At 69.1% G+C, this 24174-nt stretch carries 21 protein-coding genes; 7 read left to right on the forward strand and 14 right to left on the reverse strand.

What is annotated here, in order from left to right:
- Together AB0B90_RS13765 and AB0B90_RS13770 are read right to left on the reverse strand one after the other, a co-directional pair.
- Positions 1–1536, reverse strand: coding sequence for a hypothetical protein (locus AB0B90_RS13765; RefSeq protein WP_362897258.1), 1536 nt, complete (start codon positions 1534–1536; stop codon positions 1–3).
- A gap of 160 nt (positions 1537–1696) precedes the next feature.
- Positions 1697–2785 (reverse strand): site-2 protease family protein, encoded by a 1089-nt coding sequence (locus tag AB0B90_RS13770; RefSeq protein ID WP_350947814.1) that lies wholly within the window; start codon positions 2783–2785, stop codon positions 1697–1699.
- 169 nt (positions 2786–2954) lie between these two features.
- On the opposite strand from AB0B90_RS13770, the gene AB0B90_RS13775 reads away from it, so the two are divergent.
- From AB0B90_RS13775 to AB0B90_RS13785, 3 genes are all read left to right on the forward strand, one after another.
- Positions 2955–3833: a RecB family exonuclease gene (locus AB0B90_RS13775; RefSeq protein ID WP_350947661.1), complete on the forward strand. Its 879-nt coding sequence runs from the start codon at positions 2955–2957 to the stop codon at positions 3831–3833.
- 501 nt (positions 3834–4334) lie between these two features.
- Positions 4335–5636, forward strand: coding sequence for a histidine kinase (locus AB0B90_RS13780; protein ID WP_362922676.1), 1302 nt, complete (start codon positions 4335–4337; stop codon positions 5634–5636).
- A complete protein-coding gene (locus AB0B90_RS13785) occupies positions 5636–6319 on the forward strand; it encodes a response regulator transcription factor (RefSeq protein ID WP_350947663.1) in 684 nt (227 codons plus the stop codon). The genes AB0B90_RS13780 and AB0B90_RS13785 overlap by 1 nt, the downstream gene beginning before the upstream one ends.
- Positions 6320–6414: 95 nt before the next feature.
- Here the strand turns inward: AB0B90_RS13785 and AB0B90_RS13790 are convergent, their stop codons facing one another.
- The 7 genes from AB0B90_RS13790 to AB0B90_RS13820 all read right to left on the reverse strand — a co-directional run bounded on the left by AB0B90_RS13790 (position 6415) and on the right by AB0B90_RS13820 (position 14153).
- Positions 6415–7431, reverse strand: a complete 1017-nt coding sequence (locus AB0B90_RS13790; RefSeq protein ID WP_362897260.1) for a dipeptide ABC transporter ATP-binding protein — start codon at positions 7429–7431, stop codon at positions 6415–6417.
- A 56-nt stretch (positions 7432–7487) separates the two neighbouring features.
- A complete protein-coding gene (locus tag AB0B90_RS13795; protein WP_350947665.1) occupies positions 7488–8525 on the reverse strand; it encodes an ABC transporter ATP-binding protein in 1038 nt (345 codons plus the stop codon).
- Positions 8522–9535 carry an ABC transporter permease gene (locus tag AB0B90_RS13800; protein WP_350947666.1) on the reverse strand — a complete coding sequence of 338 codons (1014 nt, stop codon included), beginning with the start codon at positions 9533–9535 and terminating at the stop codon, positions 8522–8524. Before AB0B90_RS13800 ends, AB0B90_RS13795 begins: the two co-directional genes overlap by 4 nt.
- A 91-nt stretch (positions 9536–9626) precedes the next feature.
- The gene (locus AB0B90_RS13805; RefSeq protein WP_350947667.1) at positions 9627–11393 is read right to left on the reverse strand and encodes an ABC transporter substrate-binding protein; all 1767 of its coding nucleotides are present in this window, start codon (positions 11391–11393) and stop codon (positions 9627–9629) included.
- A 44-nt stretch (positions 11394–11437) separates the two neighbouring features.
- On the reverse strand, positions 11438–12439 hold the full coding sequence (locus tag AB0B90_RS13810) for an ABC transporter permease (protein ID WP_350947668.1): 1002 nt from the start codon (positions 12437–12439) through the stop codon (positions 11438–11440).
- Positions 12440–12705: 266 nt separating this feature from the next.
- The gene (locus AB0B90_RS13815; protein WP_362922679.1) at positions 12706–13245 is read right to left on the reverse strand and encodes a cellulose synthase; all 540 of its coding nucleotides are present in this window, start codon (positions 13243–13245) and stop codon (positions 12706–12708) included.
- A 203-nt stretch (positions 13246–13448) separates the two neighbouring features.
- Complete coding sequence (locus tag AB0B90_RS13820) at positions 13449–14153, reverse strand: HAD family phosphatase (RefSeq protein WP_362922681.1); 705 nt, start codon at positions 14151–14153, stop codon at positions 13449–13451.
- Between the two features lie 410 nt (positions 14154–14563).
- Between AB0B90_RS13820 and AB0B90_RS13825 the strand changes: the two genes are divergently transcribed.
- On the forward strand, positions 14564–15418 hold the full coding sequence (locus AB0B90_RS13825) for a PAC2 family protein (protein ID WP_350947671.1): 855 nt from the start codon (positions 14564–14566) through the stop codon (positions 15416–15418).
- A 220-nt stretch (positions 15419–15638) separates the two neighbouring features.
- Complete coding sequence (locus AB0B90_RS13830) at positions 15639–16277, forward strand: hypothetical protein (protein WP_350947672.1); 639 nt, start codon at positions 15639–15641, stop codon at positions 16275–16277.
- Here the strand turns inward: AB0B90_RS13830 and AB0B90_RS13835 are convergent.
- The 5 genes from AB0B90_RS13835 to AB0B90_RS13855 form a co-directional block, all read right to left on the reverse strand.
- Entirely contained in the window at positions 16181–17080 is a 900-nt protein-coding gene (locus tag AB0B90_RS13835; protein ID WP_350947673.1) for a sirohydrochlorin chelatase, read from the reverse strand. The genes AB0B90_RS13830 and AB0B90_RS13835 overlap by 97 nt on opposite strands.
- Positions 17077–18246: a uroporphyrinogen-III synthase gene (locus AB0B90_RS13840; RefSeq protein ID WP_350947674.1), complete on the reverse strand. Its 1170-nt coding sequence runs from the start codon at positions 18244–18246 to the stop codon at positions 17077–17079. Before AB0B90_RS13840 ends, AB0B90_RS13835 begins: the two co-directional genes overlap by 4 nt.
- Before the next feature lie 85 nt (positions 18247–18331).
- On the reverse strand, positions 18332–18685 hold the full coding sequence (gene nirD / locus AB0B90_RS13845) for a nitrite reductase small subunit NirD (protein WP_350947675.1): 354 nt from the start codon (positions 18683–18685) through the stop codon (positions 18332–18334).
- An 83-nt stretch (positions 18686–18768) separates the two neighbouring features.
- Positions 18769–21216 (reverse strand): nitrite reductase large subunit NirB, encoded by a 2448-nt coding sequence (gene nirB / locus AB0B90_RS13850; protein ID WP_350947676.1) that lies wholly within the window; start codon positions 21214–21216, stop codon positions 18769–18771.
- Between the two features lie 431 nt (positions 21217–21647).
- Entirely contained in the window at positions 21648–22970 is a 1323-nt protein-coding gene (locus AB0B90_RS13855) for an MFS transporter (protein WP_362922684.1), read from the reverse strand.
- Between the two features lie 238 nt (positions 22971–23208).
- Between AB0B90_RS13855 and def the strand changes: the two genes are divergently transcribed.
- Entirely contained in the window at positions 23209–23685 is a 477-nt protein-coding gene (def, locus tag AB0B90_RS13860; RefSeq protein ID WP_350947678.1) for a peptide deformylase, read from the forward strand.
- A 215-nt stretch (positions 23686–23900) separates the two neighbouring features.
- The gene (locus AB0B90_RS13865) at positions 23901–24104 is read left to right on the forward strand and encodes a cold-shock protein (protein ID WP_344903117.1); all 204 of its coding nucleotides are present in this window, start codon (positions 23901–23903) and stop codon (positions 24102–24104) included.
- Positions 24105–24174 lie beyond the last annotated feature (70 nt).

Here is a 24174-nt window from a genome sequence, read left to right on the forward strand (position 1 = left end):
TTACACCGGCGAGTTGCGGGCCCATTTGAACCACTGCGAGGTCGACCGTAGCGGTCCCATCTTCTTGACGAATCCCCGCTTCGCCAGGTCGTCCGCTATCTCCTGTGCCGCGATCTGCAGGCCGAGGAAGGTGTCGACGCCCGGGAAGTAGCCGCCGAGTGTGGCCGACCCCGAGGCGTAGAGGGCGCCGTCGCCGTTGGCCGTCCCCTTCACCTCGAAGTGTCGCTCCACCTCAAGCCGGCCCACCGGGTTGCGGAACGCCCCGCCGTGCTGGAGCAGGTCCGCGAAGATCCGGTGCTCGGCGATGTCGGCCTCGAGGCCCGTGCAGTCGATGATGTAGTCGGACACCGGCTCGCGGACGATGCCGTCGCTGCTGCGCACGTAGCTGACGAGCCGCCCGTCGTGGCTCTGCTCCACGCGGTCGACGGTGCCCTGCACGGGGTGGTAGTAGCCGCCGCTGCGGCCCGCCCGCATCTGCTCCTGCCAGCGCCGCCTGTAGGGGGTGTTGGTGCCGCCCATCTCCTTGTACTTCCTCGCCCGGTCGGCGCCCTCCAGCTTGCGCATCTGCGCCTTGAGCTGGCCGCCCCACACCGACTTGGGATAGTTGAAGCCCTGGTAGGCCCAGCCGTCCCCGCCCTTGCGGCGCGACCAGATGTGCGGCCCGTGGGAGCCGCTGACGAACGTGCGGAAGATGTGGATGACCTGGGTCTGCAGGTTGTGTCGCTCCCGGTCGTCGAACAGCCGCTGGAGCACCCGGGAGGCGACGATGCCGCCACCGCGGATGACCACGGTGCCCGGCCGGGTCTTCAGGAACTCGTAGACCTGCTCGTGCGGCTCGTAGGCGTTGACGACGCGCTGGTAGTCACCGTGCTTGGTGCGGAACTCCTGCAGGTCCGGCAGGAACTTCAGGCCCGGGTAACCGATCGCGATGTGCACGAAGCGCGACCGGAAGATGATGCGCTTGGTCGGCGCCGCGCCGTCGGGCGGGGTGACCACGGTGAAGTAGCCGCCGCCCGCCCTGCGGCGGACCATCCGCACCTGCCCCTTGACCAGCATGTCCCAGTAGTTGATGCGCTTGGCCTCGCGTTCGAGGTTCTCGAAGACGGTGCCGGCGCGCGGGGTCCAGTAGTCGTTCAGGAGGGGCTCGGTGAGGATCTGCCACAGGTATGACGGCTTCTTCTCCTTCCACGCCTCTTCCAGGGCGTAGGAGGGGAAACCCCACAGGTTGTCCGGGCGGGAGGAGGAGTCGGAGCGGATCCGCTCACCCCGGGGGATCTGCGAGCATCTGGTGAGGAACTCGTAGGTCTGCCACGGATGGTCGATGTTGGACACCACCCGCATCTGCGAGGTGGGAACGCCGTAGATCCTGAGGTAGTCGAGCGTCACAAAGGATCCCATGCCACCACCGACCGTGAGGAAGGGGATGTCGTACATGGGGATGCCCGCGGCCGCGACCATCTGGTCGGTCCATTCGGGGGCGCCGAGGAGATCCGGCGTCAGATCACCGGCAGGCGCCGGTGTTTGGGGGGGTGCCAATTGACGTCCCTTAAGCTACGTGGCCAGCCCATTCGCTGGCCAAAACCCTAGTCCTGGTGAGAGCCGAAGACGAGTGGGACGAACAGGTACGTTCCTCTCCTGCCATCCCCTGTCTTCGGCGAGTATCCAGTGAGACGCCTGTAAATCACCTGTGGTTCGCTTAAACCCCGCTGAACACGCGGTTCACGTCCGAGGTCGCGAGCACGCCGAAGATCTCGCCGCCCCGCTCCACCAGGAGATACTCCCCGGCCGGGGCTTCGCGCATGGCGTCGATCAGCGGCTCGCCCTCCAGGTCCGCGGCCAGCACCAGCGACGGCTCCAGGCTGCGCGCGAGCGAACCCGCCGTCACCCAGGGGCGGCGGCTCTCCGGGGTGGACTCCACCGCGACCTCGTTCACGATGCCCGTGGGACGACCCTCGTGGTCGACCACCACCATCGCCCCCGCCTGTGCCTCCGCGGCCCGCCGCAGGGCCTCGGCCAGCGGCACGTCGCCGGTCACCGCGATGGCCCGCCTGGCGAGGGCGCGGGCGTTGACCTCGGGGATCCGGGCCCGCACGCGGGCACCGCGCAGCGACTGGGTGGCGCCGAACCAGATGAAGGCGGCGAGCAACAGCGACCAGATGAGCATCAGGCCTGGCTCCTGCCCGGCCACCAGCGTCAGCCCGACGGGCAGTACGACCAGGGCGACGGCCAGCACCCGGCCCGCCCAGGCCGCCGCGACCGTACCGGAGAGCGGCTTACGGGTGATCTTCCAGACGCCCGCCCGCAGCATGCGCCCGCCGTCGAGCGGCAGCCCCGGGAGCAGGTTGAAGATCCCGACCATCAGGTTGGCGAGCCAGAGCTGGAAGACCAGGACGCCGGCGATCGTGCCGGGGTCGATGACGTAGGAGGCGGCGAATCCGATCGCGGCCAGCCCGAGCGAGAGCAGCGGCCCGGCGAAGGCCACCATGAACTCCCTGCCCGGGGTCTCCGGCTCGCGCTCGATCTCCGAGACGCCGCCGAGCAGGTAGAGCGTGATGCGCCGTACCGGCAGGCCGTACATCCTGGCCACCACGCAGTGCGCCAGCTCGTGCAGGAGCACCGAGACGTACAGCAGCACCGCGAAGACGAACGCGACGACATAGGTGAGCGGGATGCTCAGATCGGGCAGCCGGTAGGCCACCACGCTCTGGAACGAGTAGGTGATGAACGCCGCCACGATGAACCAGGTCGGCGAGACGTAGATCGGGATGCCGAACGGGCGGCCCATCAGCAGCCCTGGACTGTCCTGGCGTGGGCTGTCGCTGCTCACCGCTGCTTCACCATTTCCTTGTTCAATCCACCCTCAGTCCTCGATGGTACGCGCCATCGGGCCTCCGGTAGGCGCCACGGGGGCACCTCGGGCACAAACTGTCGTCACCGTGACCTACAGTGCGGTCATGTCACCGACCGAGCCCACGATCGTCGGAGCCCTGTCGCCGTCGCGCGCGGGCGACTTCATGACGTGCCCGCTGCTCTACCGCTTCCGGGTGATCGACCGGCTTCCCGAGCCGCCGTCGCCCGCCGCGGTGCGGGGCACGATGGTCCACTCGGTGCTGGAACGCCTGTACGACCTTCCCGCCCCGCAGCGCACGGTCTCCGCGGCCCACGACCTGCTGGAGCCCCAATGGCACAGGCTCCAGCAGGAGGACCCCTCCTATGCCGGGATGTTCACCGGCGACGACGACCGCGCCGAGTGGCTGGCCCAGGCCCGCGTCATGCTGGAGCGTTACTTCACCCTTGAGGACCCCACCTGTCTGGAGCCCGCGGAGCGTGAGCTCTACGTGGAGGCGGTCCTCGGCAGCGGCCTGATGCTGCGGGGTTACATCGACCGGCTGGACGTCGCGCCCACCGGTGAGGTCCGCGTCGTCGACTACAAGACCGGCAGCGCCCCTGGCCCCGCCTTCGAGGCCAAGGCGCTGTTCCAGATGAAGTTCTACGCGCTGGTCCTGTGGCGGTTGCGCGGCTCGGTGCCCCGCATGCTCCAGCTGATGTACCTCGGGGGCGGCGGTGAGGTCCTGCGCTACACCCCCGACGAAGCCGACCTGCTGGCCACCGAGCGCAAGGTCCAGGCCCTGTGGCAGGCGATCGAGCGCGCGCTGGAGACCGGCGAGTGGCGCTCCAGGCCCAGCAGGTTGTGCGACTGGTGCAGTTACAAGGACCTGTGCCCGGAGTTCGGCGGCACTCCCCCGCCCGTCCCCGAGCGGCAGCCGGGCGACACCATGCGCAGCAACCGGCGGTCCGCCAAGATCTCGCGGGCGGCCACCGACGAGCTTTAGCGGCTGCGCCGATCGCGACACTACGCGTCGCGGTGAGGACGCTTGAACCCGCCCAACGCGACCTGCCTCGGGAAGCATCCCTGGAGACATGCCCGTGATCTGTCCTTGAGGGACGACCCGTGAGGCCGCGCCGGGGACTGGACTGAGGAGAACGGGGTCGTGAGGAACGAACGATCCCGCTCTCCGAGGGAAGGAGCCGGACAAGAGCGGCCTCACCGCGACGCGCCAGCGTCGCCAACCAACCCGTGAGGCCGCGCCGGGGACTGGACTGAGGAGAGGGAGGTCGTGAGGAACGAACGATCTTCCTCGACGAGGGAAGGAGCCGGATCCCAGCGGCCGAACCGCGACGCGCCAGCGTCGCAACCGGCACTGAAGGAGCCGGATCCCAGCGGCCGAACCGCGACGCGCCAGCGTCGCAATCGGCACCGTCCTTCGTGGGGATGAGGGCGATATCCACCTCTGGCAGGGTGGCACCGGTGGAGGGGCGCCTACATTGATTGTGTGCGCGACACCATCGGCAGCCTGCGGGCATGGTTCCACGGGCACCCGCTGATTCCCGACGTGATCTTCGGTGCAGCGCTGGCCGCCGCCTCGGTCCCCTTCGCCCACGTGGCCCACGCCTTCGGCGATCCCGCCCGTCTGAGGGAGCCGGACGCGATGGGTCTGGGCCTGATCGTGGCGGGCTGCCTGTCGGTGGCACTGCGCGGCCACCGGCCGTTCCTGATGCTCTTCCTGGTCTGCGTGGCCGAGGTCACGCTGGCCTCCACAGGACGCAACTCCTCCCTGCTCTGGCTCGTCACCCTGGTGCTGGTCTACACGATCGCCGCCCGGCGCGGCCTGGCTCTCAGTCTGTGCGCCCCGGCGCTCGCCCTCGCCGGTCACCTCCTGTCGGCGGCGGCGGAGGGCCGGCTCGGCGAGTGGAACAGCCATCTACTGATGGCCGTCTTCACCGTCTCCCTGTGGATCGCGGGCCGGAACGCGCTGCTGCGCCGGGCCTACCAGGCGGAGCTGCGCGACCGGGCGCGGCGTATGGAACGCGTAAGGGAGGCCGACACCCGGGCGGCGAGGGCCGAGGAGCGCTCCCGTATCGCCCGCGAGCTTCACGATGTGGTCGCCCACCACGTGAGTGTGATGACCGTCCAGGCCGCCGCGGCGCGCCGGGTGCTGGCCGGCAACCCCGAGGGGGCGAGAGAGGCGCTGGCGGCGATCGAGGAGCTCGGCCGGACGGCGATGGCGGAGATGCGCAGCATGGTGGGCGTGCTCAGGACCGAGGGGGCCCTCGTCGAGCGCAGCCCGCAGCCGGGGGTGCGCGAGATCCCCGCCCTGGTCGATCAGATGCGCGAGGCGGGGCTGCGGACGCAGCTGTGCATCGAGGACGAGCGGGCCACCCCGGAGACGGCAGGAGCGGCGGAGGTGGCGGGGGTGGCGGGGACGGTGAGAACGGCAGGGACGGCAGGGACGGCAGGGACGGCAGGGACGGCAGGGACGGTGAGAACACTGCCTCCCGGTGTCGACCTGGCCGCGTACAGACTCGTCCAGGAGGCCCTCACCAACAGCCTGCGGCACGCGGGGCCGCAGGCACGGGCCTGGGTGAGGGTGCGGCACGAACCGGGTGAGCTGGCCATCCAGGTCGAGGACGACGGCCTCGGCCCGCGGGCGCGTGCGGAGGACGGGGAGGCGACCGGGCACGGATTGGCGGGTATTCGCGAGCGTGTCGCCCTCTATGGTGGACTTCTGAGGATCGGCCCGCGCGACGGGGGCGGATTCGAGGTCAATGCCCGGTTCCCCCTCAAGGACACGTGATGACGATCAGAGTGCTGCTGGTGGACGACCAGCCACTGCTGCGCACCGGCTTCCGCCTGATCCTGGAGGCCGAGGCCGATCTCACCGTGGTCGGCGAGGCCGGAGACGGCAAGGCGGCACAGGACCAGTCGCGGGCGCTGCTGCCCGACGTGGTGCTGATGGACGTCCGGATGCCGGGCGTGGACGGCATCGAGGCGACCCGCAGGATCGTGCGGGAGGCCACCGTGGGCGCGCACGTGCCGCGGGTGCTGGTGCTGACGACCTTCGACCTCGACGAGTACATCGTGGAGGCGCTGCGCGCCGGGGCGAGCGGGTTCCTGCTGAAGGACGTCCCGCCCGAGGAGTTGGTGCAGGCCATCCGGGTGGTTGCGGCGGGCGACGCCATCGTCGCGCCGAGCGTCACCAGGCGGCTGCTGGACAAGTTCGGCGCGCACCTGCCCTCGATGCACCAGCAGTCGACCCCCGCGCGCCTTGACCGGCTGACCGAGCGCGAGCTGGAGGTGCTCCGGTTGATCGCCAAGGGCATGTCCAACGCGGAGATCGCCGCCGAACTGGTGGTGAGCGAGACGACGGTGAAGACCCACGTCGGCAACGTGCTCACCAAGCTGGGTCTGCGCGACCGCGTCCAGGCCGTCGTCCTGGCGTACGAGACCGGCCTGATCACACCGGGCGCCCTTCCCTGACGCCTCTCACACGCCCGCGCCGACCCTAGGCCCACACGCCCAGGGGACCCTCACTCGGGCCCCCACGCGGCGTACGGGGAGCGGGGCGAGTGCGGTCAGCTCGAGACGGCCTGCAGAGGTGGCTGCTCCGTGGGGGCGTTCTCCGGGAAATGGCAGGCGACCTGGTGCCCCGGAGCCAGCGTCTCCAGCGGTGGTTCCACCTTCTTGCAGATCTCCTGGGCCTTCCAGCACCGGGTGTGGAACCGGCAGGCGGGCGGCGGGTTGAGCGGGCTGGGCACGTCGCCCTGGAGACGGATGCGCTCGCGATCCCTGCGCCGGGCCGGGTCCGGGACGGGCACCGCGGACATCAGCGCGTTGGTGTACGGGTGCATGGGCGACTCGTACAGCGCCTTGCGGTCGGCCAACTCGACGATCTTGCCGAGATACATGACCGCGACCCGGTCGCTGATGTGCCGGACCACCGACAGGTCGTGCGCGATGACCACATAGGTCAGGCCGAGCTCGTCCTGCAGGTCCTCCAGGAGGTTGACCACCTGCGCCTGGATCGACACGTCCAGCGCGGAGACCGGCTCGTCGGCGATGATGAGCTTGGGCTTGAGCGCGAGCGTGCGGGCGATGCCGATGCGCTGGCGCTGACCGCCGGAGAACTCGTGCGGGTAGCGGTTGTAGTGCTCGGGGTTGAGCCCGACCAGCTCCAGGATCTCCTGGACCGCCTTCTTGGTGCCCTGCTCGGTCTGGATCCCCTGGATGCGGAACGGCGCGCCGACGATGGCACCGACCGTGTGGCGAGGGTTGAGCGAGGAGTAGGGGTCCTGGAAGATGATCTGCACGTCGCGCCGGAGCGGCCGGATCTTGGACTGCGACATGTGGGTGATGTCGTGTCCCTCGAAGACGATCTTCCCGCCGGTCGGCTCGATGAGCCTGGTGATCATGCGCCCCGTCGTGGTCTTGCCGCAGCCGGACTCGCCCACCAGACCGAGGGTCTCCCCCTTGAAGACGTCGAAGCTGATCCCGTCGACCGCTTTGACCGCACCGACCTGGCGTTTGAGCAGGCCCTTGGTCACCGGGAAGTGCTTCTCCAGCCCTTGCACTGACAGAATTGGCTCGGTCACAGACTTTCCGTTCGTCGAACGCACGGCCTGGGCGACGGGTGTGTCGGCTCGCTCGCTCACGAGGACTCCAGGTTCGCTTTGATCTCGTTCTCCCAGATGTCCCGCCTGACCTCACGGGGCAGGTGGCACCGGACCAGATGGCCGCCCTCGCTCTCGACCAGCTCGGGCACCTCGGTGTTCGCCCTTCCGCCGGTACGGTCGGCGTATTCGCAGCGCGGGTGGAAGGCACACCCGGCGGGCACGTTGATCAGAGAGGGCGGAGTGCCCTTGATCGGCAGCAGCCGTTCGGTCCGCTCCCGGTCCAGGCGCGGCATCGATCCCAGCAGGCCCCAGGTGTAGGGATGCTCCGGCCGCTCGAAGATGCTCTCCGACGTGCCGTACTCGATGCCCTTGCCGCCGTACATCACCAGGATGTCGTCCGCCAGCTCCGCGACGACCCCCAGGTCGTGGGTGATGACGATCAGCGCGGCGTTGAAGTCGCGCTGCAGGTCGCGCATCAGGTCCAGGATCTGCGCCTGTACCGTCACGTCGAGGGCCGTGGTCGGCTCGTCCGCGATGAGGAGCTCCGGGTCGCAGGAGAGCGCCATGGCGATCATCGCGCGCTGGCGCATGCCGCCGGAGAACTCGTGCGGATAGCTGTCGACGCGCCTGTCCGGCTGCGGGATGCCCACCCGGCCCAGCATCTCGACGGCGTGCTTGCGCGCGACCCTCTTGCTGACCTGATTGTGGATCCGGTACGCCTCCACGATCTGCGCGCCCACCGTGTAGAAGGGGTGCATCGCGGAGAGCGGATCCTGGAAGATCATCGCCATCTTCTTGCCGCGCAACGTCCTGACGTGGTCGGCCGAGGCGGAGACGAGTTCCTCACCGTCCAGCCAGATCTCGCCGGAGATCTTCGCCCTGCCTCCCTTGTGCAGGCCGAGGATGCCCAGCGAGGTGACGCTCTTGCCGGATCCGGACTCGCCCACGATGCCGAGCGTCTTGCCGCGCTCCAGCTGGAAGGAGAGCCCGTCGACCGACTTGACGAGGCCGTCGTCCGTCGGAAAGTGGATCCGCAGGTCCCTCAGTTCGAGAAAGCTCGACGGAGCGCTCATCCAAGCCTCACCCTCGGGTCGACCACCGCGTACAGCAGGTCGACGATCAGACTGGCCAGCACGACGAAGAGCGCCGCGACCATGGTGACACCCATGATCTTCGGAAGGTCGTTCGTCACGATGGCCTGGACGGCGTAGTCGCCGATGCCCTTCAAGGAGAACGTGCTCTCGGTGAGCACCGCGCCACCGAGCAGCAGACCGAGGTCCAGACCGAAGATCGTCAGAATGGGTGTCAGCGCGGCGCGCAGCCCGTGCTTGACGACCACCCTGGACTCCTGCATGCCCTTGGCCCTGGCCGTGCGGATGTAGTCCTCGCTCATGGTCTCCAGCATTCCCGCCCTGGTCAGACGCGCGTAGGACGCGGCGTAGAGGAACGCGAGTGTGATCCACGGCAGGAGGAGGTTGTAGGCCCACTGCGCTGGATTCTCGAAGAACGGCGTGAAACTGCCGCCCGGCGCGGTGATGCCCAACCCGTAGCTGAAGACGACGAGGGAGACGATGCCGGTGAAGAAGATCGGCAAAGAGACGCCGGCGAGCGCGATGCTCATCGCCGCCCGGTCGAAGATCGTGCCTTTTCTCAGCGCGGACAGCACGCCTGTCGCGACGCCGCCGAGCAACCAGATCACCGAGGCGCCCAGGGCGAGCGAGAGGGTGACCGGGATGCGTTCCACCAGGTCGGGCCAGACAGGCTGCCTCCTGATGAAGGAGTAGCCGAAACAGGGGGCGGGGCACTCCTCGATGGAGGCGCCGGTGTCGAACTTCGAGCCGACGAAGACGCCCGAGATCCAGCGGCCGTACTGCACGGGAACCGGGTCGTTGAACCCGAGTTTCTCCGCTGTGGCCGCGATCATCTCCGAGTCGGCGGACCTGCCCATGTAGCGGCTGGCGAAGTCCTCGGCCGTGGCGCCCGCGATGCGGGGAATCACAAAGAAGATCGAGAAGGTGACCATGCTCACGATAACGAGCATGAGCAGCGCGCCGACCAGGCGGCGGATGATGTAAGTGACCACAGTCCCCCCGGCTCCAGGGGCCGGCCCAGCGGGCCGGCCCCTTCAAGCCTCGACTAACCGAACTCGACTAACCGAACTGGATTTCCGACGCTTACTGGACACCCAGGTTCAGGTAGTCGTACATGTCGAACGCACCGGTGACGAAGACGTTCGTCGCGCCCTGGGGACGGACGAGGACGCCCTTGGACCAGACCGCGGGCAGCACGTAGGCCTGCTCCATCACCCTCTGGTCGATCTCGCCCCAGAGCGCGTCACGCTTGGCGACGTCGTTCTCCTGGAAGATCTGGTCGATCTTCGCGTCGATCTCCTTGTCCTTGATGCTGAGGTTGTAGTTACCGCCCGACTCGCGGATGGTCCGGCTGTCGACGATCTGCGACATGAAGCCGAAGCCGTCGTTCCAGTCGGCGCCCCAGCCGTTGGTGGCCAGGCCGATGCCGTTCTTCTTCACGAAGTCCGGCTTGCCGGCGTAGAGCGCGAAGTAGTCACCGGTGGGGTAACCCTTGAGCGTCAGCTTGATGCCGGCCTTGGCCAGCGCCTGCTGGAGCGACTCGGCGGTCGCCTTCTCCTTGGGACGGTCGGCGCGGTAGGCCATGGTGGTCTCGAAACCGTCGGGCTTGCCGCACGCGGTGAGGGCCTCCTTGGCCTTCTCCACGTCGCCGGTGCCGGTCGGGTAGAGGTCCAGCTTCTTCCAGCCGCCGATCGACGGCGGCATCAGACCGGTCGCGATGTCACCGCCGGCGAACTCGCCGCCGTAGGCGTTCTGCAGACCCACCCGGTCGGCGGCGAAGATGATCGCCCTGCGGCAGTCCACGTTGTCCAGCGGGGCCACGTCGGAGATGATCGAGGTGTACCAGGTGCGGGCGCCGGTGGGGTTGTCCGCCCGGGCCTTCAGCGTCGGGTCGCCCAGCACGCGACCGAGCGCGGCGGGCTGGACGCCCGAGCCGGCGAGGTCGATGTGCAGGTCGCCGGAGATGATCCGGTTGTCCAGGTCGTCGGCGTTGACGCCGAGGGAGATCTCGTAGCTGTCCGGCAGCGCCTTGCGGATCGGGTCGGTCGCCGGGTCCCAGTGCTCGTTGCGGACCAGGGTGTACTGCTTGCCGGGCTCGACCTTGTCGAACTTGTAGGGGCCGGAGGCGACCACGTGCTCGCGGTACTTGACGCCGGTGTCCTTGTCCTTGGGGACCGGGATCGTGCCGGGCAGCGCCGCGAAGTTGTCGAAGCCGCCGTAGGCCTTCTTCAGGTGGAAGACGATCGTCTGGTCGTCCGGCGTCTCGATCGCGGAGTCGGTGTTGACGTCCGGGGTCTTGTAGACGCTCTTGAAGTCCTTCGGCAGGTCCAGCCAGTCGTTGAAGTACGTGGGGCCGTTGACCAGGGTCTCCTTGTCCATGGACCGCAGGACCGCGTACTTGACGTCCTTGGACGTGATCGGCGTGCCGTCCTCGAACTTCAGACCGGCGCGAAGCTTGTAGGTCCAGGTCTTGCCGTCGTCACTCGACTCGCCCAGGCTCTCGGCCAGGTCCGGGGAGAGCTTGCGGCCCTCGGCGCCGGGGGCGGGGGTGTAGGTCACCAGCGAACGGCCGTAGATCCGGATGAGGTTCCAGGAGAGCGCGTAGTAGGTGTCACCGGGGTCCACCGAGTCCCAGTCCTCGGAGATCGCCATCTTCAGGACGCCACCCTTCTTGTCGGAAGGGTTGAACACCGCCTCGAGTCCGGCGTTGAACGCCTCCGCGGCCGCCGGCGCGCCCGACGAGCCGTCGGCCGGCTTCGTCTCGCTGCCGCCACCGCCACCGCAGGCGGAGAGCCCCAGGGAGAGAGCGGCACCCGCGGCCGCGAAGGCCACTGCGGATTTCTTGTTCATTTACTTGCACCCCTTGTTAATCCGGGAGAACGGGAGGTTGAAGGTCAACGGGACGCTTTCGGGTCCAGGGCATCGCGCAGCCCGTCGCCGAAGAGGTTGAAAGCCAGCACCGTGATAAAGATCGCCATGCCAGGGAAGAACATGAAATGCGGCACGTTATAAAACTTCACCGCTTGTGAGAGCATGCCTCCCCAGGTCGCCGTGGGCGCCTGGATGCCGACTCCCAGGAACGAGAGCGCGGCCTCGAACAGGACGTTCGTGGGAATGAGCAGCGTCGCGTAGATGAGGATCGGCGCGATCAGGTTCGGCAGGATCTCCCGGAACAGGATGTACGGTCCGCGTGCGCCCAGGCTGCGGGCGGCGTCGACGAACTCGCGTTCCCGCAGTGACAGTGTCTGGCCTCTGATGATCCTGCCGATGTAGGGCCAGTTGAAGAAGCCGATCACGAAGATCAGCAGGCCGATGCGCAACGTGTCGCCCGTCACGCCGAGGCTCTGCTCGAACTGGCCGAGGACACCGACCAGGGCCATCGCGAAGACGAGGAGGGGGAAGGCGAGGAAGACGTCCATCGTGCGGCTGATCAGGGTGTCGACCCAGCCGCCGAAGTAACCGGCCATCACTCCCATGACGGTGCCGATGACCACCGAGAGCACGGTGGCGAGGACCGCGATCAGCAGCGAGATCCGTGCTCCGTAGACCACCCTGCTGAAAAGGTCGCGGCCGTTGACCGGCTCCACCCCGAACAGGAAGTCCCCGCTGATGCCCGTGCCGCCCTGGGGGGTCATGGTGGAGGTGTCGATCATCTCCTGGTGGAACTCGTTCGGCGGGTGGCCGAACACGTCCACGATCAGCGGAGCGAAGATCGCGGTGAGGATCAGCAGGACGACCACGCCGGCGCCGACAAGCGCGACCTTGTCGCGCTTCAGGCGCATCCATGCGATCTGTCCGAGCGATCGGCCTTGGATGGCTTTCACGCCCGCCCCCGCGAGCACTGCCTCCGGCGGGACCTCAGGGGTCTTGCCGGGGGCGTCGAGCGGTGCGGTCATACAGTTGGCCCCCTGGATCCCAGACGACGTCGTCCGTTAACGCGTTCCCCGGGTCGGGGTAGCGCGCCGTTAGTCTACGGGCCGTTATTAGTGGTCCCGAGGGCAGAATCTATGGGCTGAACTGCGCTGACCAGTCCCCTGAGGCGCTATGTGGCTCAACTGTGATTCACGCGAAATTCATTCGTTTTGATCTTGAAGGTAATGTCCGGACGCCGTTCCGCTTCTGTCTCGGATTCGTGACATTGAAATGAGGCGGTTACCCAGCGTCACCCGATCCCGCGGCGCTTGAGGATGTCCTCGATATCGGAGAAGTCGTCGTCGGCGGCCGGCTTCGCCGCGGGCTTCGATCCGGCTGCCCGGGAGACCGGCGAGGGCGCGGGCGTGCGCTTGGGGAGCGGCTGCGTGGCGGCCGTCGCGCCGGGCGCACCCGATGTCACGGCCTCGCTCCGCGTCGGGGCGCCCGTGGCGGACGCCGGGGACGCCCCGGACGCCGCGGCCTTGAGGCGGCGGCCACGCATGAAACCGGAGACCAGGAAGAGCAGCACGGACAACCCGGTCACCGCCACCCCGGACCACACCACGGGGTTGAACACCAGACCGGTGAGGAACCCGCCGATCGCCGTGCCGATCCGCCACACGGTCGGCAGCGCGCCGGTCAGGTAGGCGGCGATGGGCAACAGCGACCAGGCCACCGCACGCAATCCCGCCGCGGCGCCCCGGCGTCGCATCAGCAGGAAACTCAGTACCAGCCCCACACCGGTGACCCCGGCGCAGAGCGGCAACCACGCGATCTGTTCGTACGACACAGCGGACCGCCCCTCATATCGGCTTACCCGGATATCCATCCTGGCACGTCAAATCGGGACGGGCCCTCCTTCCTGAGGAGGGATCACCCCCTAAGGGATACGGCCCGGCTCGCGTGAAAGATCAGGGAGGTCCCCCATCGGACCGTCCCCGGGGTGGCCGTCCGCCCTGCCGGCCACCCGCCGAGGAGTTCTTCGTGGAGGGACTAACCGTCGGCGGGACCGGCGGCGGAGGACCCGCGGGCGGGTGACTCGGCGAGGGGCGACTCCCTGAGGGAGAGCGAACGCAGGACCGCCACGTCGACCTCCAGCAGCGAGCCGACGACGAGGCGGCCGGGCGCGGAGGGGATCGGCAGCACGCTCGGCACCGCCACCACCCGGCAGCCCGCGGCGGTGGCCGACGTCACCCCGTTCGGGGAATCCTCCAGGGCGACGCAGCGGGCCGGATCGACCCCCAGCAGCCGGGCCCCCGTCAGGTAGGGCTCGGGGTGGGGCTTGGTCCTGGTGACGTGGTCAGCGGTGACCACGTGGTCGAAGTTGTGCTCGCCGATGCTCTTCAGGCACGCCTCGGCGATCGGCCTGGCCGAGGAGGTGACCAGCGCGGTGGCCAGGCCCTCCTCGCGCACCTCCGCCAGCAGTTCCAAGGCCCCGGGCATCATCTCCACCCCGCCCGAGAGCTTGGCGATCATGCCCTCCAGCATCCAGGTCTCCACCTCGGCGCAGTCGGCGTCACCACCGGAGACCCGCAGCATGTAGGCCGCGGTGACCGCCAGGGAGCCGCCCACCGTGTTCTCCTGGTGGGCCTCGCCCCACTCGCCGCCGAGTCGTTCCATCACCTCGGTCTCCACCTGAAACCAGATCTTCTCGCTGTCGACGAGAAGCCCGTCCATGTCGAAGAGAACAGCTTCCATTTCCCGTGAATCCTCCTGGCCGATCACACGCCGGTTCGTACGGTCAGCTTCTCGGCCCTGAAGGGCCGAGCTTGTGGCTCCTCACCCCGCATGGGGTGCACGGTTCAGGCCGTGTCGCCGGCAGTGGGACTCACCACCCAGCCCGCGCACCGCGGCTTCCTCCAGGTCTGTGTCGGCAGATGCCTGAATCGGGGTACTCATCAGGTGTATCTCCTTGATCAGGACTTACACCGAAAACCACCGTACAGTCCTGGGAGTCGGCGGCGTTCGCGCGGGGAGGCGCGGGTCGGCCTGTGACGGCGCGGGCCGCAACGTCCTGATCGTCCACACCGCGCCGGGAAGGTGACGTGAAGGCCCCCTCACCACATAGGCTTAGCCGGATAGGGCGTGAGGTGAGAAGGAGGGGGCGCGTGATCGAGATCGAAGGTCTGCCCGAGCTCGTCGACCCGGTGATGATCGCCGCGTTCGAGGGGTGGAACGACGCGGGTGAAGCTTCGAGCGGAGTGATCGCGCACCTGGAGGACGAGTGGAAGGCGACCCCGCTGGTCTCCCTGGACCCGGAGGAATACTACGACTTCCAGATGACCCGCCCGATCGTCGAGATGGGTGAGGGACTGACGCGCTCCATCACCTGGCCGACCACCAAGCTGTCGGTGGCCAGACCCCCGGGCGTCGACCGCGACGTGGTGCTGCTGCGCGGCATCGAGCCCAACATGCGCTGGCGCGCGTTCTGCGAGGAGATCGTGCTGGTCTGCCGCGAGCTGGGAGTCGAGCTCGCGGTCCTGCTCGGCGCGCTGCTCAACGACTCGCCGCACACCCGCCCGGTGCCGATCGTGGGATCGGCGACCGACGAGGGCCTGGCCAGGGCGATCAACCTGGAGCTGAGCCGCTACGAGGGACCGACGGGCATCGTCGGCGTCCTCCAGCACTCGCTGGGCGCCGCCGGGCTGCACGCCGTGTCACTGTGGGCCTCGGTGCCCCACTACGTGGCCCAGCCGCCCAACCCGAAGGCCACCATGGCACTGCTCAGCCGGATGGAGGACCTGCTCGACATCCCGATGCCGCTGGGCGAGCTGGCCGAGGAGTCCCGGGCCTGGGAGCACGGCGTCGACGAGCTCGCCTCCCAGGACAGCGAGGTCGCCGAGTACGTCAAGGAGCTTGAGGAGCGCAAGGACGCCGCCGAGCTGCCCGAGGCGAGCGGCGACGCCATCGCCGCCGAGTTCGAGCGCTATCTGCGCCGCCGCGACCGTGACTCCGACGGCTGAACTCACGGCGTACGGTTACCACCGGACGCCCTTTTTCGCCTAGGTTGAGACCAGTTGATCCTGGGGTCAGGCCCGGGCCGACAGCACTGATCGGGCGCGTCCCGGATCCTCGGGGACGCCGAACGGCAAACCGGATGTCGGCGACTCCACGGCCGGGAAGGACACGACCTCCCGCGGGGGGCCGACGAACGACGCATCACTGCCACGACCACCTGTCCATGTGACTGCGCACGTTAGGGCGACCATGGCGACTCCCTACATCGACCCCTACCACAAGACCGCCGACCCGCGCAGGAACGCGCAGGACGCGCGGCTCCGCGTCCTCGAGCTGGCCGCGTTCATGAAACGCGAGGAGGCCGGCGACGCCTCGCAGCCGCGCTCCCGGGGCACCGCCTCCGGGCACGCCGTCGACATGTTCCTCGCCCTGCTGCAGGATCGGCTCCCGGTCTGGCGGCGCATTCTCGACGACCTGATGTATCTGGTCGGCAAGGGCCGGGTGAGCGAGAACCTTCTGCCCATCGCGCGAGCCGGCATCGACTACTACTGCGAGGTCCAGTCGGCGGCGCTTCCCGCCTTCACCTCCCCCTCGGTCACCGTCCGGTTCCGCGAGGCGATGCGTGACAGCGACATCGACCCGATGTCCGAGATCATCCCGATCGCCACCTATCTCGCGGCCGAGGAACGGGCGGGGCGCCTCTCCCCCGGGGTCGTCCCGGTCGCCAGCGCCAGGCTGCTGCTCGCCGGGTGCTTCCGCCACGCCTACTACGAGATACTTCTCGGCCCCGACTTCCTGCCGTCACGTGACGAGGTCGCCGAGGAGATCGTCCGGGAGCTGAGACTGGAGCCCCAGCGAGACTGATCGCCTCCCGGGACCACCGGCGCCAGGTGACCCCCTGAGCCGGGACGTTCGCGCTCCGGCGCTGCCTGGCGTGCCCCGGCCCCCGCCGCCACGGACGCACGGCGGGTCTGGCCGCCTTTCGAGGCCGCCGCTGCCAGGCGGGCCTGGTCGAACCGGGCCCACACCAGCGCGGCCAGGTCGGCGTCCACCCCCAGCGGCGCGGCGACCAGGTCGGCGCCGGACGCCGCCAGGCGGTCCTGGAAGAAGCCGGGGGCCAGGAGATAGGAGGCGAGCGCGATCCGCGGCGCGGGTCCCGAGCGCAGCCTGTCCAGGGCCTCGGCGACCGAAGGGGTGCCCGTCGCGGCGAAGGCCGCGGTGACCGGACGGGAGAGCCGGACCGACAGCAGCCGGGCCGCCGCCCGCACGTCGGCGAGCGCGGCGGGATCGGACGACCCCGCCGCCCCCAGGATCACCGAGTCGGCCGCCCTCAGCCCGGCGGCGGACAGCCGCCGGGCGAGAACGGCGGCGAGCAGCGGGTGCGGCCCCAGCGGCGGCGCCACCACGGCGTCCGGCCTGGCCGCGGCCACCACGGAGGGCAGGTCGATGTGGACGTGGTAACCGCCCGCCAGCAGCAGCGGGACCACCACGACGGGGCCGGGCAGTCCGGGAAGCATGTCGGCGAGCAGAGGTGAGCTGATCTCCAGGAACGCCTGCTCCACACGTGTGCCCCGGCGCCCCCCGCGCACCAGGTCCCGCAGGCCCGCCAGGGTCTCCTCCCCAGCAGAACTGCGTGTGCCGTGCCCGGCCAGGACCAGAGTCGTCACAGGCCTTCGCCCCGGTCACAGGCCAGGCGGTAGCCGCGCTTGACGACCGTCTCGACGATCCCCGCGGGGCCGAGGGCGCGGCGCAGCCGGGTGATGGCCATCTCGACCGCGTGTTCGGCCGAGTCGCGCGACGGACCGCCGGGGAGCACGGTCCTCAGATCCGAGCGGGCCACCACGTGTCCCGGCTTGTCCGCCAGGCGCTTGAGGACCGCCATCGGTGCCGGCGGCAGCGGCTTCAGCTCGCCGTCCACCGCGACGGCGTGGCCGCGAATCTCCAGCTGGTGGCCGCCCGCGACCAGACGGGTGACGCTGTGCTCGGGCAGGTGCCTGGCGAGGGCACGGGCCAGCGTGCCCAGGCGGGAGCGCTCGGGCTGCACGGTGGGCACCCCGCGCGCCTCCAGCGGCCCGGCGGTGACCGGGCCCACGCAGGCGGCGACGACCGGTCCGGCGAAGGCCGCGATCAGTGCGTCCTCCAGGCCGTCGGCGCGGGCGGAGTTGAGCATGGCCAGTACGGCCGGGGCACTGGTGAAGGCCACCGCGTCCACCCCGCCGGAGATGGCCTGGCTGACCAGTCGCCGCAGCGGCGAGACGTCGCGGTAGGGCAGCCACCGGTAGACCGGCACCTCGATGACCTCCGCGCCCGCCTCGCGCAGCGCGGTCACGAAACCGGTCAGCGGCTCCCCGTGCAGTTGCACGGCGATGCGGCGGCCGCGCAGGTCCTGGGCGAGCAGGTGCTGCTTGACCTCCTCGCACGACTCCGTGGGCGGGGTCCAGTGGTCGATCAGACCCGCCGCCCTGACCGCTCCGCGCGCCTTGGGCCCGCGGGTCAGCAGCCTGGCCGAGGTCAGATGCTCGGAGAGGTCGCTGGACAGCCCCCAGCCCTCGGCCGCGGCCATCCAGCCGCGGAAGCCGACGCCGGTGGTGACCACCACGTCGTCGATCGGGGCCGACAGACTGGCACGGGTCGCGGCCAGCAGGTCGGCGTCCTCCGCCAGGGGAACCAGCCGGATCGCCGGGGCGCGCACCACCCTGGCGCCCCTGCGTTCCAGCAGTGCGCAGAACTCCTCGCGCCGCCGGGTGGCGGTGACCCCGATCGTGAACCCGGCCAGCGCGTCGGGCGCGGTCTCGGGAGAGCCGATGGGACTGTCCAGAACGGCCATGCTCATCTGTCGTTCACCACTCCTCGCTCGATGTTTCCTCGGTATCCGGCCGTCCACGACTCCACGCTGCCCGCTCCGCGCCCGCCCCCGCTCACGCGGAGCCCACCTCCACCGTCGCGCCGGTGACGCGGATCGGATAGGTCGGCACGGCCACCGCGGGATCGTCCAGGCACACCCCCGTCACGAGGGAGAACACCTGCTTGTGCATGGGGGAGGCCACCACGGGCTCTCCGGCCCTGGTGCCCACGATCCCGCGGGACAGGACGTGGGCGCCGCTGAACGGATCGAGGTTGCCGATCGCGAACAGGGAGCCGTCGAAGGCGCGGAACAGCGCGATCTGCCTGTCGCCGACGAGCGCGCACGCTCCGCGCTCGGGCAGCAGGTCGGTGTAGGAGCAGACCGGGGTCCAGCGGGTCGTCTCCAGGTCTTCTCTCAGTGCTGTCATCGGTGAAGGTCTCCTCTCCTCGGGTCCTCGGGGTGCGACGGTGACGGTACGGGCGGGCAGGGCTCAGAACGGTCCGGGACCGCTCAGGAACGGACGACCTCCAGCGGGATCAGGACCGGTTTCACCTGGTCGCGCTCGGTCTCGAAGGCGATGGACGGGTCCGGGGTCCCGGGGGCGTTGACGAAGGAGACGAACCGCCGCAGCTTCTCCGGGTCCTCGATCGTGGCACGCCACTCGTCGGCGTAACCGGCCACGTGCCGCTCCATCTGGGCCTCCAGGTCGGCGCAGATCCCGAGGGAGTCGTCCAGGACGACCTCCTTGACGTAGGCCAGGCCCTGAGCCTCCAGCCAGGCGGAGGTGCGCTGCAGGCGGTCGGCGGTGCGGATGTAGAACATCAGGAACCGGTCGATGACGCGGACCAGTTCCTCGGTGCTCAGGTCGGAGGCGAACAGGTCGGCGTGGCGCGGGGTGAAACCGCCGTTGCCGCCCACGTAGAGGTTCCAGCCCTTCTCGGTGGCGATGACGCCGAAGTCCTTGCCCCGGGCCTCGGCGCACTCGCGGGCGCAGCCGGAGACGGCCGACTTCAGCTTGTGCGGTGAGCGCAGGCCCCGGTAGCGCAGCTCCAGCGCGATGGCCATGCCCACGGCGTCCTGCACCCCGTAGCGGCACCAGGTCGAGCCGACACAGGACTTCACCGTGCGCAAAGCCTTGCCGTACGCGTGCCCGGACTCGAAACCCGCGTCCACCAGGCGCTTCCAGATCAGCGGGAGCTGCTCCACTCGTGCCCCGAACAGGTCGATCCGCTGCCCGCCGGTGATCTTGGTGTAGAGACCGAAGTCGCGGGCCACCTCGCCGATCACGATGAGGCTCTCCGGGGTGATCTCCCCGCCGGGGATGCGCGGCACCACCGAGTAGGTGCCGTTGCGCTGGATGTTGGCCAGGAAGTGGTCGTTGGTGTCCTGCAGGGCGGCCTGCTCGCCGTCGAGGATGTGGCCGTTGCCGAGCGAGGCGAGGATCGAGGCGACGACGGGTTTGCACACGTCGCAGCCGCGCCCGGTGCCGTGCTCGGCGATGAGGTACGAGAACGTCGTGATGCCACGCACCCGGATGATGTCGAACAGCTCCGCCCTGCTGTACGCGAAGTGCTCGCACAGTGCCTTGGAGACCTCCACGCCCGAGGAGACGAGGATCTGCCTGAGCGTCGGAACGCAACTGCCGCAGGTGGTGCCGGCGCGGGTGCACGCCTTGATGCCGGGGACGTCGGTGAGACCGTGCTCGGCGATGGCCTCGCACACCTGCCCCTTGGTGACGTTGTTGCACGAGCAGATCTGCGCGTCGTCGGGGACCTCCATGTTCGCCGGACCGCCGGTGAACAGCAGCTCGCTCGGCGAACCCGGCAGGTCACGGCCGACGAAGGGCTTGAGGGTGTTGTACGGGGTGGCGTCGCCGACGCAGATCCCGCCGAGCAGGGTGCGGGCGTCGTCGCTGACGAACAACTTCTGGTAGACCCCGCCCACCGGGTCCATGAAGGTCACGTCCAGCGCGCCCTCCATCGCACCGAACTGGGCGACCTCCACACCGAGCAGCTTGAGCTTGGTCGACAGGTCAGCGCGGGTGAAGACCGCCTCGCCTCCCATGATGCGGTCGGCGGCGACCTCGGCCATCGTGAAGCAGGGCCCCGCCAGCCCGTAGACCATCCCCTCGTGCAGGGCGCACTCGCCGACCGCGTAGATCGCCGGGTCGCCGGTGCGCATCCCGTCGTCCACGGCGATCCCACCGCGTCCGCCGACCTCCAGGCCCGCCTGCCTGGCCAGCTCGTCGCGCGGCCTGACGCCCGCGGAGAAGACCACGATCTGCGCCTCGACGGTCTCACCGTCCGGCTTGACCAGGCCCGCGACCCGCCCGTCCGGGCCCGCGACGATCTCCTTGGCCCCCGCCTCGGTGTGCACGCTCAGGCCGAGCGCCTCCACGTGGCCGCGCAGGACGGCGCCGCCGCCCTCGTCGACCTGCCGGGGCATGAGCCAGCCGCCCATCTCCACGACGTGCGTCGCCAGCCCTAGGCCCCGCAGCGCGTCGGCGGCCTCCAGCCCCAGCAGCCCCCCGCCGATCACGACGCCGCTCGTGGCGCCCGAGGCGGCCTGCCTGATCGCGTCGAGGTCGTCGATCGTGCGGTAGACGAAGCAGCCGTCCAGCTCCCTGCCCGGCACCGGCGGCACGAACGGGCTGGAACCGGTGGCCAGCACCAGCACGTCGTACGGCTCTCGGTGCCCGTCGGCGGTGGTGACCTCACGCGCCTCCCTGTCGATGCGCACGACCCTGGACGACAGCCGCAGCACGACCCCTTCCGGCGTCGGATAGGTGAGGTCCTCGATGCTCCTGCCCGCCAGGTAGGAGGTGAGCGCCACCCGGTCGTACGCCGGCCGGGGCTCCTCCCCCAGCACCGTGATGTCGCCCGCGAAGCCCTTGGCGACCAGCGCCTCGACCAGCCGGTGCGATGTGGGTCCGTGTCCTACCACGACGAGCCGTGACATGGCCGCGCTCCTTTTTCCGTACGCTCCGCTGTCGTCTTCCCGTACGTTCCGCCGTCGTCCGCCGATCCCTCGGGGCCGGTCGTGGCGCCGTTCTTCCCCGCCCGCGGCGCGGCCGTCCCTCCCGAGGAGTAGGCGCCCTGACGTGAGGCGATGACGGTGACGGTCTCGTCCGCCGCGGCGTCTCTGCCGTACCGCGGAGCGCGGTGGGGGTGGTACGCCGTCGTCCCAGCCTTCACACGCGTCTGGGGGGGAAGTGAGACCGGCATGGATCCGATGGTGCTTTCAGGTGGTTTCACGGCGTGGTCTCCCCTGTTACCGATGTGCTACAAGCCGCTAACCGCGTTCACATACGCGATGAGGCCGATGTGAGTTGTCCGTCGGCAGGACCGGTGTCGGATGTGAGCGAAACCGGGTACCTGTCACGCCGGCGATCACACGCGCGCCGCCGCCAGGCTCGGCACCGATCCCGCGGTACGCAGGTAGCAGGCCCAGGTGATGGCCGCGCACACCAGGTAGAAGGCGGCGAAGGAGGCGAGTGCGGCACCCGCTCCCCCGGTGGCGGCGATGGAGCTGCCGAAGCCACGGTTGATGAAGAACCCACCGAAGGCACCGATCGCGGAGATGATCCCGATCGCGGCGGAGGCGTCCCGCTTCCCGACGGCCACGGCGGCCTCGTGGGCCTCGGTACCCGCCGCGAGACCCGCCACGGCCTTCGCCCGGAAGATCGCCGGGATCATCCGGTAGGTGGAGCCGTTGCCGATGCCGGTGGTGGCGACCAGGAGCATGTAGGCGCAGAAGAACAGCGCGAAGGCGTGCTGGGACAGGCCCTGCCAGACCAGCGCCGCCGCGCCCGCCATCGCGGCGAAGTTGACAAGCGTCACCCGCGCCCCGCCGAGCCGGTCCGACAGCCAGCCCCCGATCGGGCGGACCAGCGAGCCGAGCAGCGGGCCGATGAAGGCCAGCGCCACCAGGGAGGCCTGCTCGGGGAACTGGCTCTTGATGAGCAGCGGGAACGCTGTGGAGTATCCGATGAAGGAACCGAACGTGCCGATGTACAGGACCGACATGATCCAGGTCTGGGCCCGGCCGGCGACCTTCAGCTGGTCCGCGGGACTGGCCTTGGCGGAGGTCAGGTTGTCCATGAAGAAGTAGGCGCCGATCGCGGCGGCCAGGATGAACGGGACCCAGAACAGTCCCGCGGCGGCCAGGCCGAACGCCCCGATCACCAGGGGCATGACGAGCTGCACGGAGCTGACCCCGATGTTGCCGCCCGCCGCGTTGAGCCCGAGCGCCGAGCCCTGCCTGTCCTGGGGGTAGAAGTAGGTGATGTTGGCCATGCTGGAGGCGAAGTTGCCACCGCCCAGGCCCGCCGTGGCCGCGATGACCAGGAACACCCAGTAGGGGGTGGCGGGGTTGCCGACCGCGACGGCGAGCAGCACCGCGGGCACGAGCAGGAGCAGGGCGCTGACGACGGTGAAGTTTCTGCCGCCGAACCTGGCCGGGGCGAAGGTGTACGGGATGCGCAGCGCGGAGCCGATCAGGTTGGGCAGGGCGACGATCCAGAAGAGCTGGTCGGTGGAGAAGTCGTAGGAGCCGAGTTGCACGGCCACGATGCTCCACACGGTCCACAGCGTGAACCCGAGGTGCTCGGCGAAGATGGAGAAGACCAGGTTCCTGCGGGCCACCTTCCTGCCCTGTCCTTGCCAGAAGTCGGGGTCGTCGGGCCGCCAGTCGCTGATCCAGGGCTTGGCCATCGTTCGTTCCTCCTGCGATTTCGGGGCTTCGATCCCGAAATCTAAGAGGACGGCATTACGCACATTTACTATCTGTGATGGTGCGCCGGTTACGCGTAACTAACCATGGAAATACGCAATGCACAGGTCGCACCATCGCAACATTCCGGAAACACAAAGGGCTGACGGAGTAACGATTGAGTCAGGGCGGCAGCGGGAACCGTCTTCGACGTCAGTCCGTCCGCTTCGGGGAGTGCGCGTGGCCGTCCAGCCGATCCGAATGTTCGACGATCCCGTGCTCCGCACGGTGTCCGAGCCGGTGACCACCTTCGACCGCGAGCTGCGCGTCCTGGTCAAGTCGCTCCAGGCCACGATGCGCGCCGGCACGGGCCGCGCGGGACTGGCCGCCCCGCAGATCGGCGTCCCCTTGCGGGTCGTCGTCTACGAACTGGACGGCAAGTCCGGCCATCTGGTGAATCCGCGCCTTGAGCTGTCCGATCGGAAGATCGTGGCCGATGAGGCCTGCCTGTCCGCACCGGATCGCTGGTGGCCGCTGGAACGCTCCTACATGGTCACCGCCCGTGGCCGTGACATGTTCGGCAAACCCGTCACCGTCCGCGCCCTGGGCATGCTCGCCCGCGTCCTGCAGCACGAGGCCGATCACCTTGAGGGCACCCTCTTCGTCGACCACCTCCCCGAGGAGGATCGCGAGCGCTTCCTCGACTCCATTTCGTGACTTGCGCATCACTGCGACCTCGGATAGGATCGCATGGTTGCAGTCGTAGCTCTCAGTTTAGCCTTATCATCTCAAGTGCTTATGAGAAGTCCGCCGACAGCGGACGTTACACAGTTTCTCCGGATGGTTTCCGCGGGTGCATGGTAGGGTCCGCAACGCAGCCCCGTGCCGCCGACCTGGTGGTTCGGTGAGGCTCCCAATGAGGAGAAGTAGTTTTGTCTGAGGGCACCGTTAAGTGGTTCAACGCCGAAAAGGGCTTCGGATTCATCGCACCGGATGACGGCACCGCCGATGTCTTCGTGCACTACTCGGCCATCAACTCCGGCGGCTACCGCAGCCTGGAGGAGAACCAGCGTGTCAGCTTCGTCACCACGCAGGGCCAGAAGGGCCCGCAGGCCGACCAGGTTCAGGTCATCTGATCTGGTTTGACCTCAAAGGCTTCAGACTGAGCCCGCACCGCTCGCGCGGTGCGGGCTCAGTCGTCTCTTG

Origin of the sequence: Streptosporangium sp. NPDC049078, from assembly GCF_040648855.1 — a bacterium.
Taxonomy (GTDB): domain Bacteria; phylum Actinomycetota; class Actinomycetes; order Streptosporangiales; family Streptosporangiaceae; genus Streptosporangium.

Coding starts and splice junctions, on each gene's coding strand:
- AB0B90_RS13770 (WP_350947814.1), bottom strand. CDS start 2,785: ATGGGCCGCCCGTTCGGCATCCCGATCTACGTCTCGCCGACCTGGTTC.
- AB0B90_RS13775 (WP_350947661.1), top strand. CDS start 2,955: ATGTCACCGACCGAGCCCACGATCGTCGGAGCCCTGTCGCCGTCGCGC.
- AB0B90_RS13785 (WP_350947663.1), top strand. CDS start 5,636: ATGACGATCAGAGTGCTGCTGGTGGACGACCAGCCACTGCTGCGCACC.
- AB0B90_RS13795 (WP_350947665.1), bottom strand. CDS start 8,525: ATGAGCGCTCCGTCGAGCTTTCTCGAACTGAGGGACCTGCGGATCCAC.
- AB0B90_RS13805 (WP_350947667.1), bottom strand. CDS start 11,393: ATGAACAAGAAATCCGCAGTGGCCTTCGCGGCCGCGGGTGCCGCTCTC.
- AB0B90_RS13810 (WP_350947668.1), bottom strand. CDS start 12,439: ATGACCGCACCGCTCGACGCCCCCGGCAAGACCCCTGAGGTCCCGCCG.
- AB0B90_RS13820 (WP_362922681.1), bottom strand. CDS start 14,153: ATGGAAGCTGTTCTCTTCGACATGGACGGGCTTCTCGTCGACAGCGAG.
- AB0B90_RS13840 (WP_350947674.1), bottom strand. CDS start 18,246: ATGAGCATGGCCGTTCTGGACAGTCCCATCGGCTCTCCCGAGACCGCG.
- nirD (WP_350947675.1), bottom strand. CDS start 18,685: ATGACAGCACTGAGAGAAGACCTGGAGACGACCCGCTGGACCCCGGTC.
- nirB (WP_350947676.1), bottom strand. CDS start 21,216: ATGTCACGGCTCGTCGTGGTAGGACACGGACCCACATCGCACCGGCTG.
- AB0B90_RS13855 (WP_362922684.1), bottom strand. CDS start 22,970: ATGGCCAAGCCCTGGATCAGCGACTGGCGGCCCGACGACCCCGACTTC.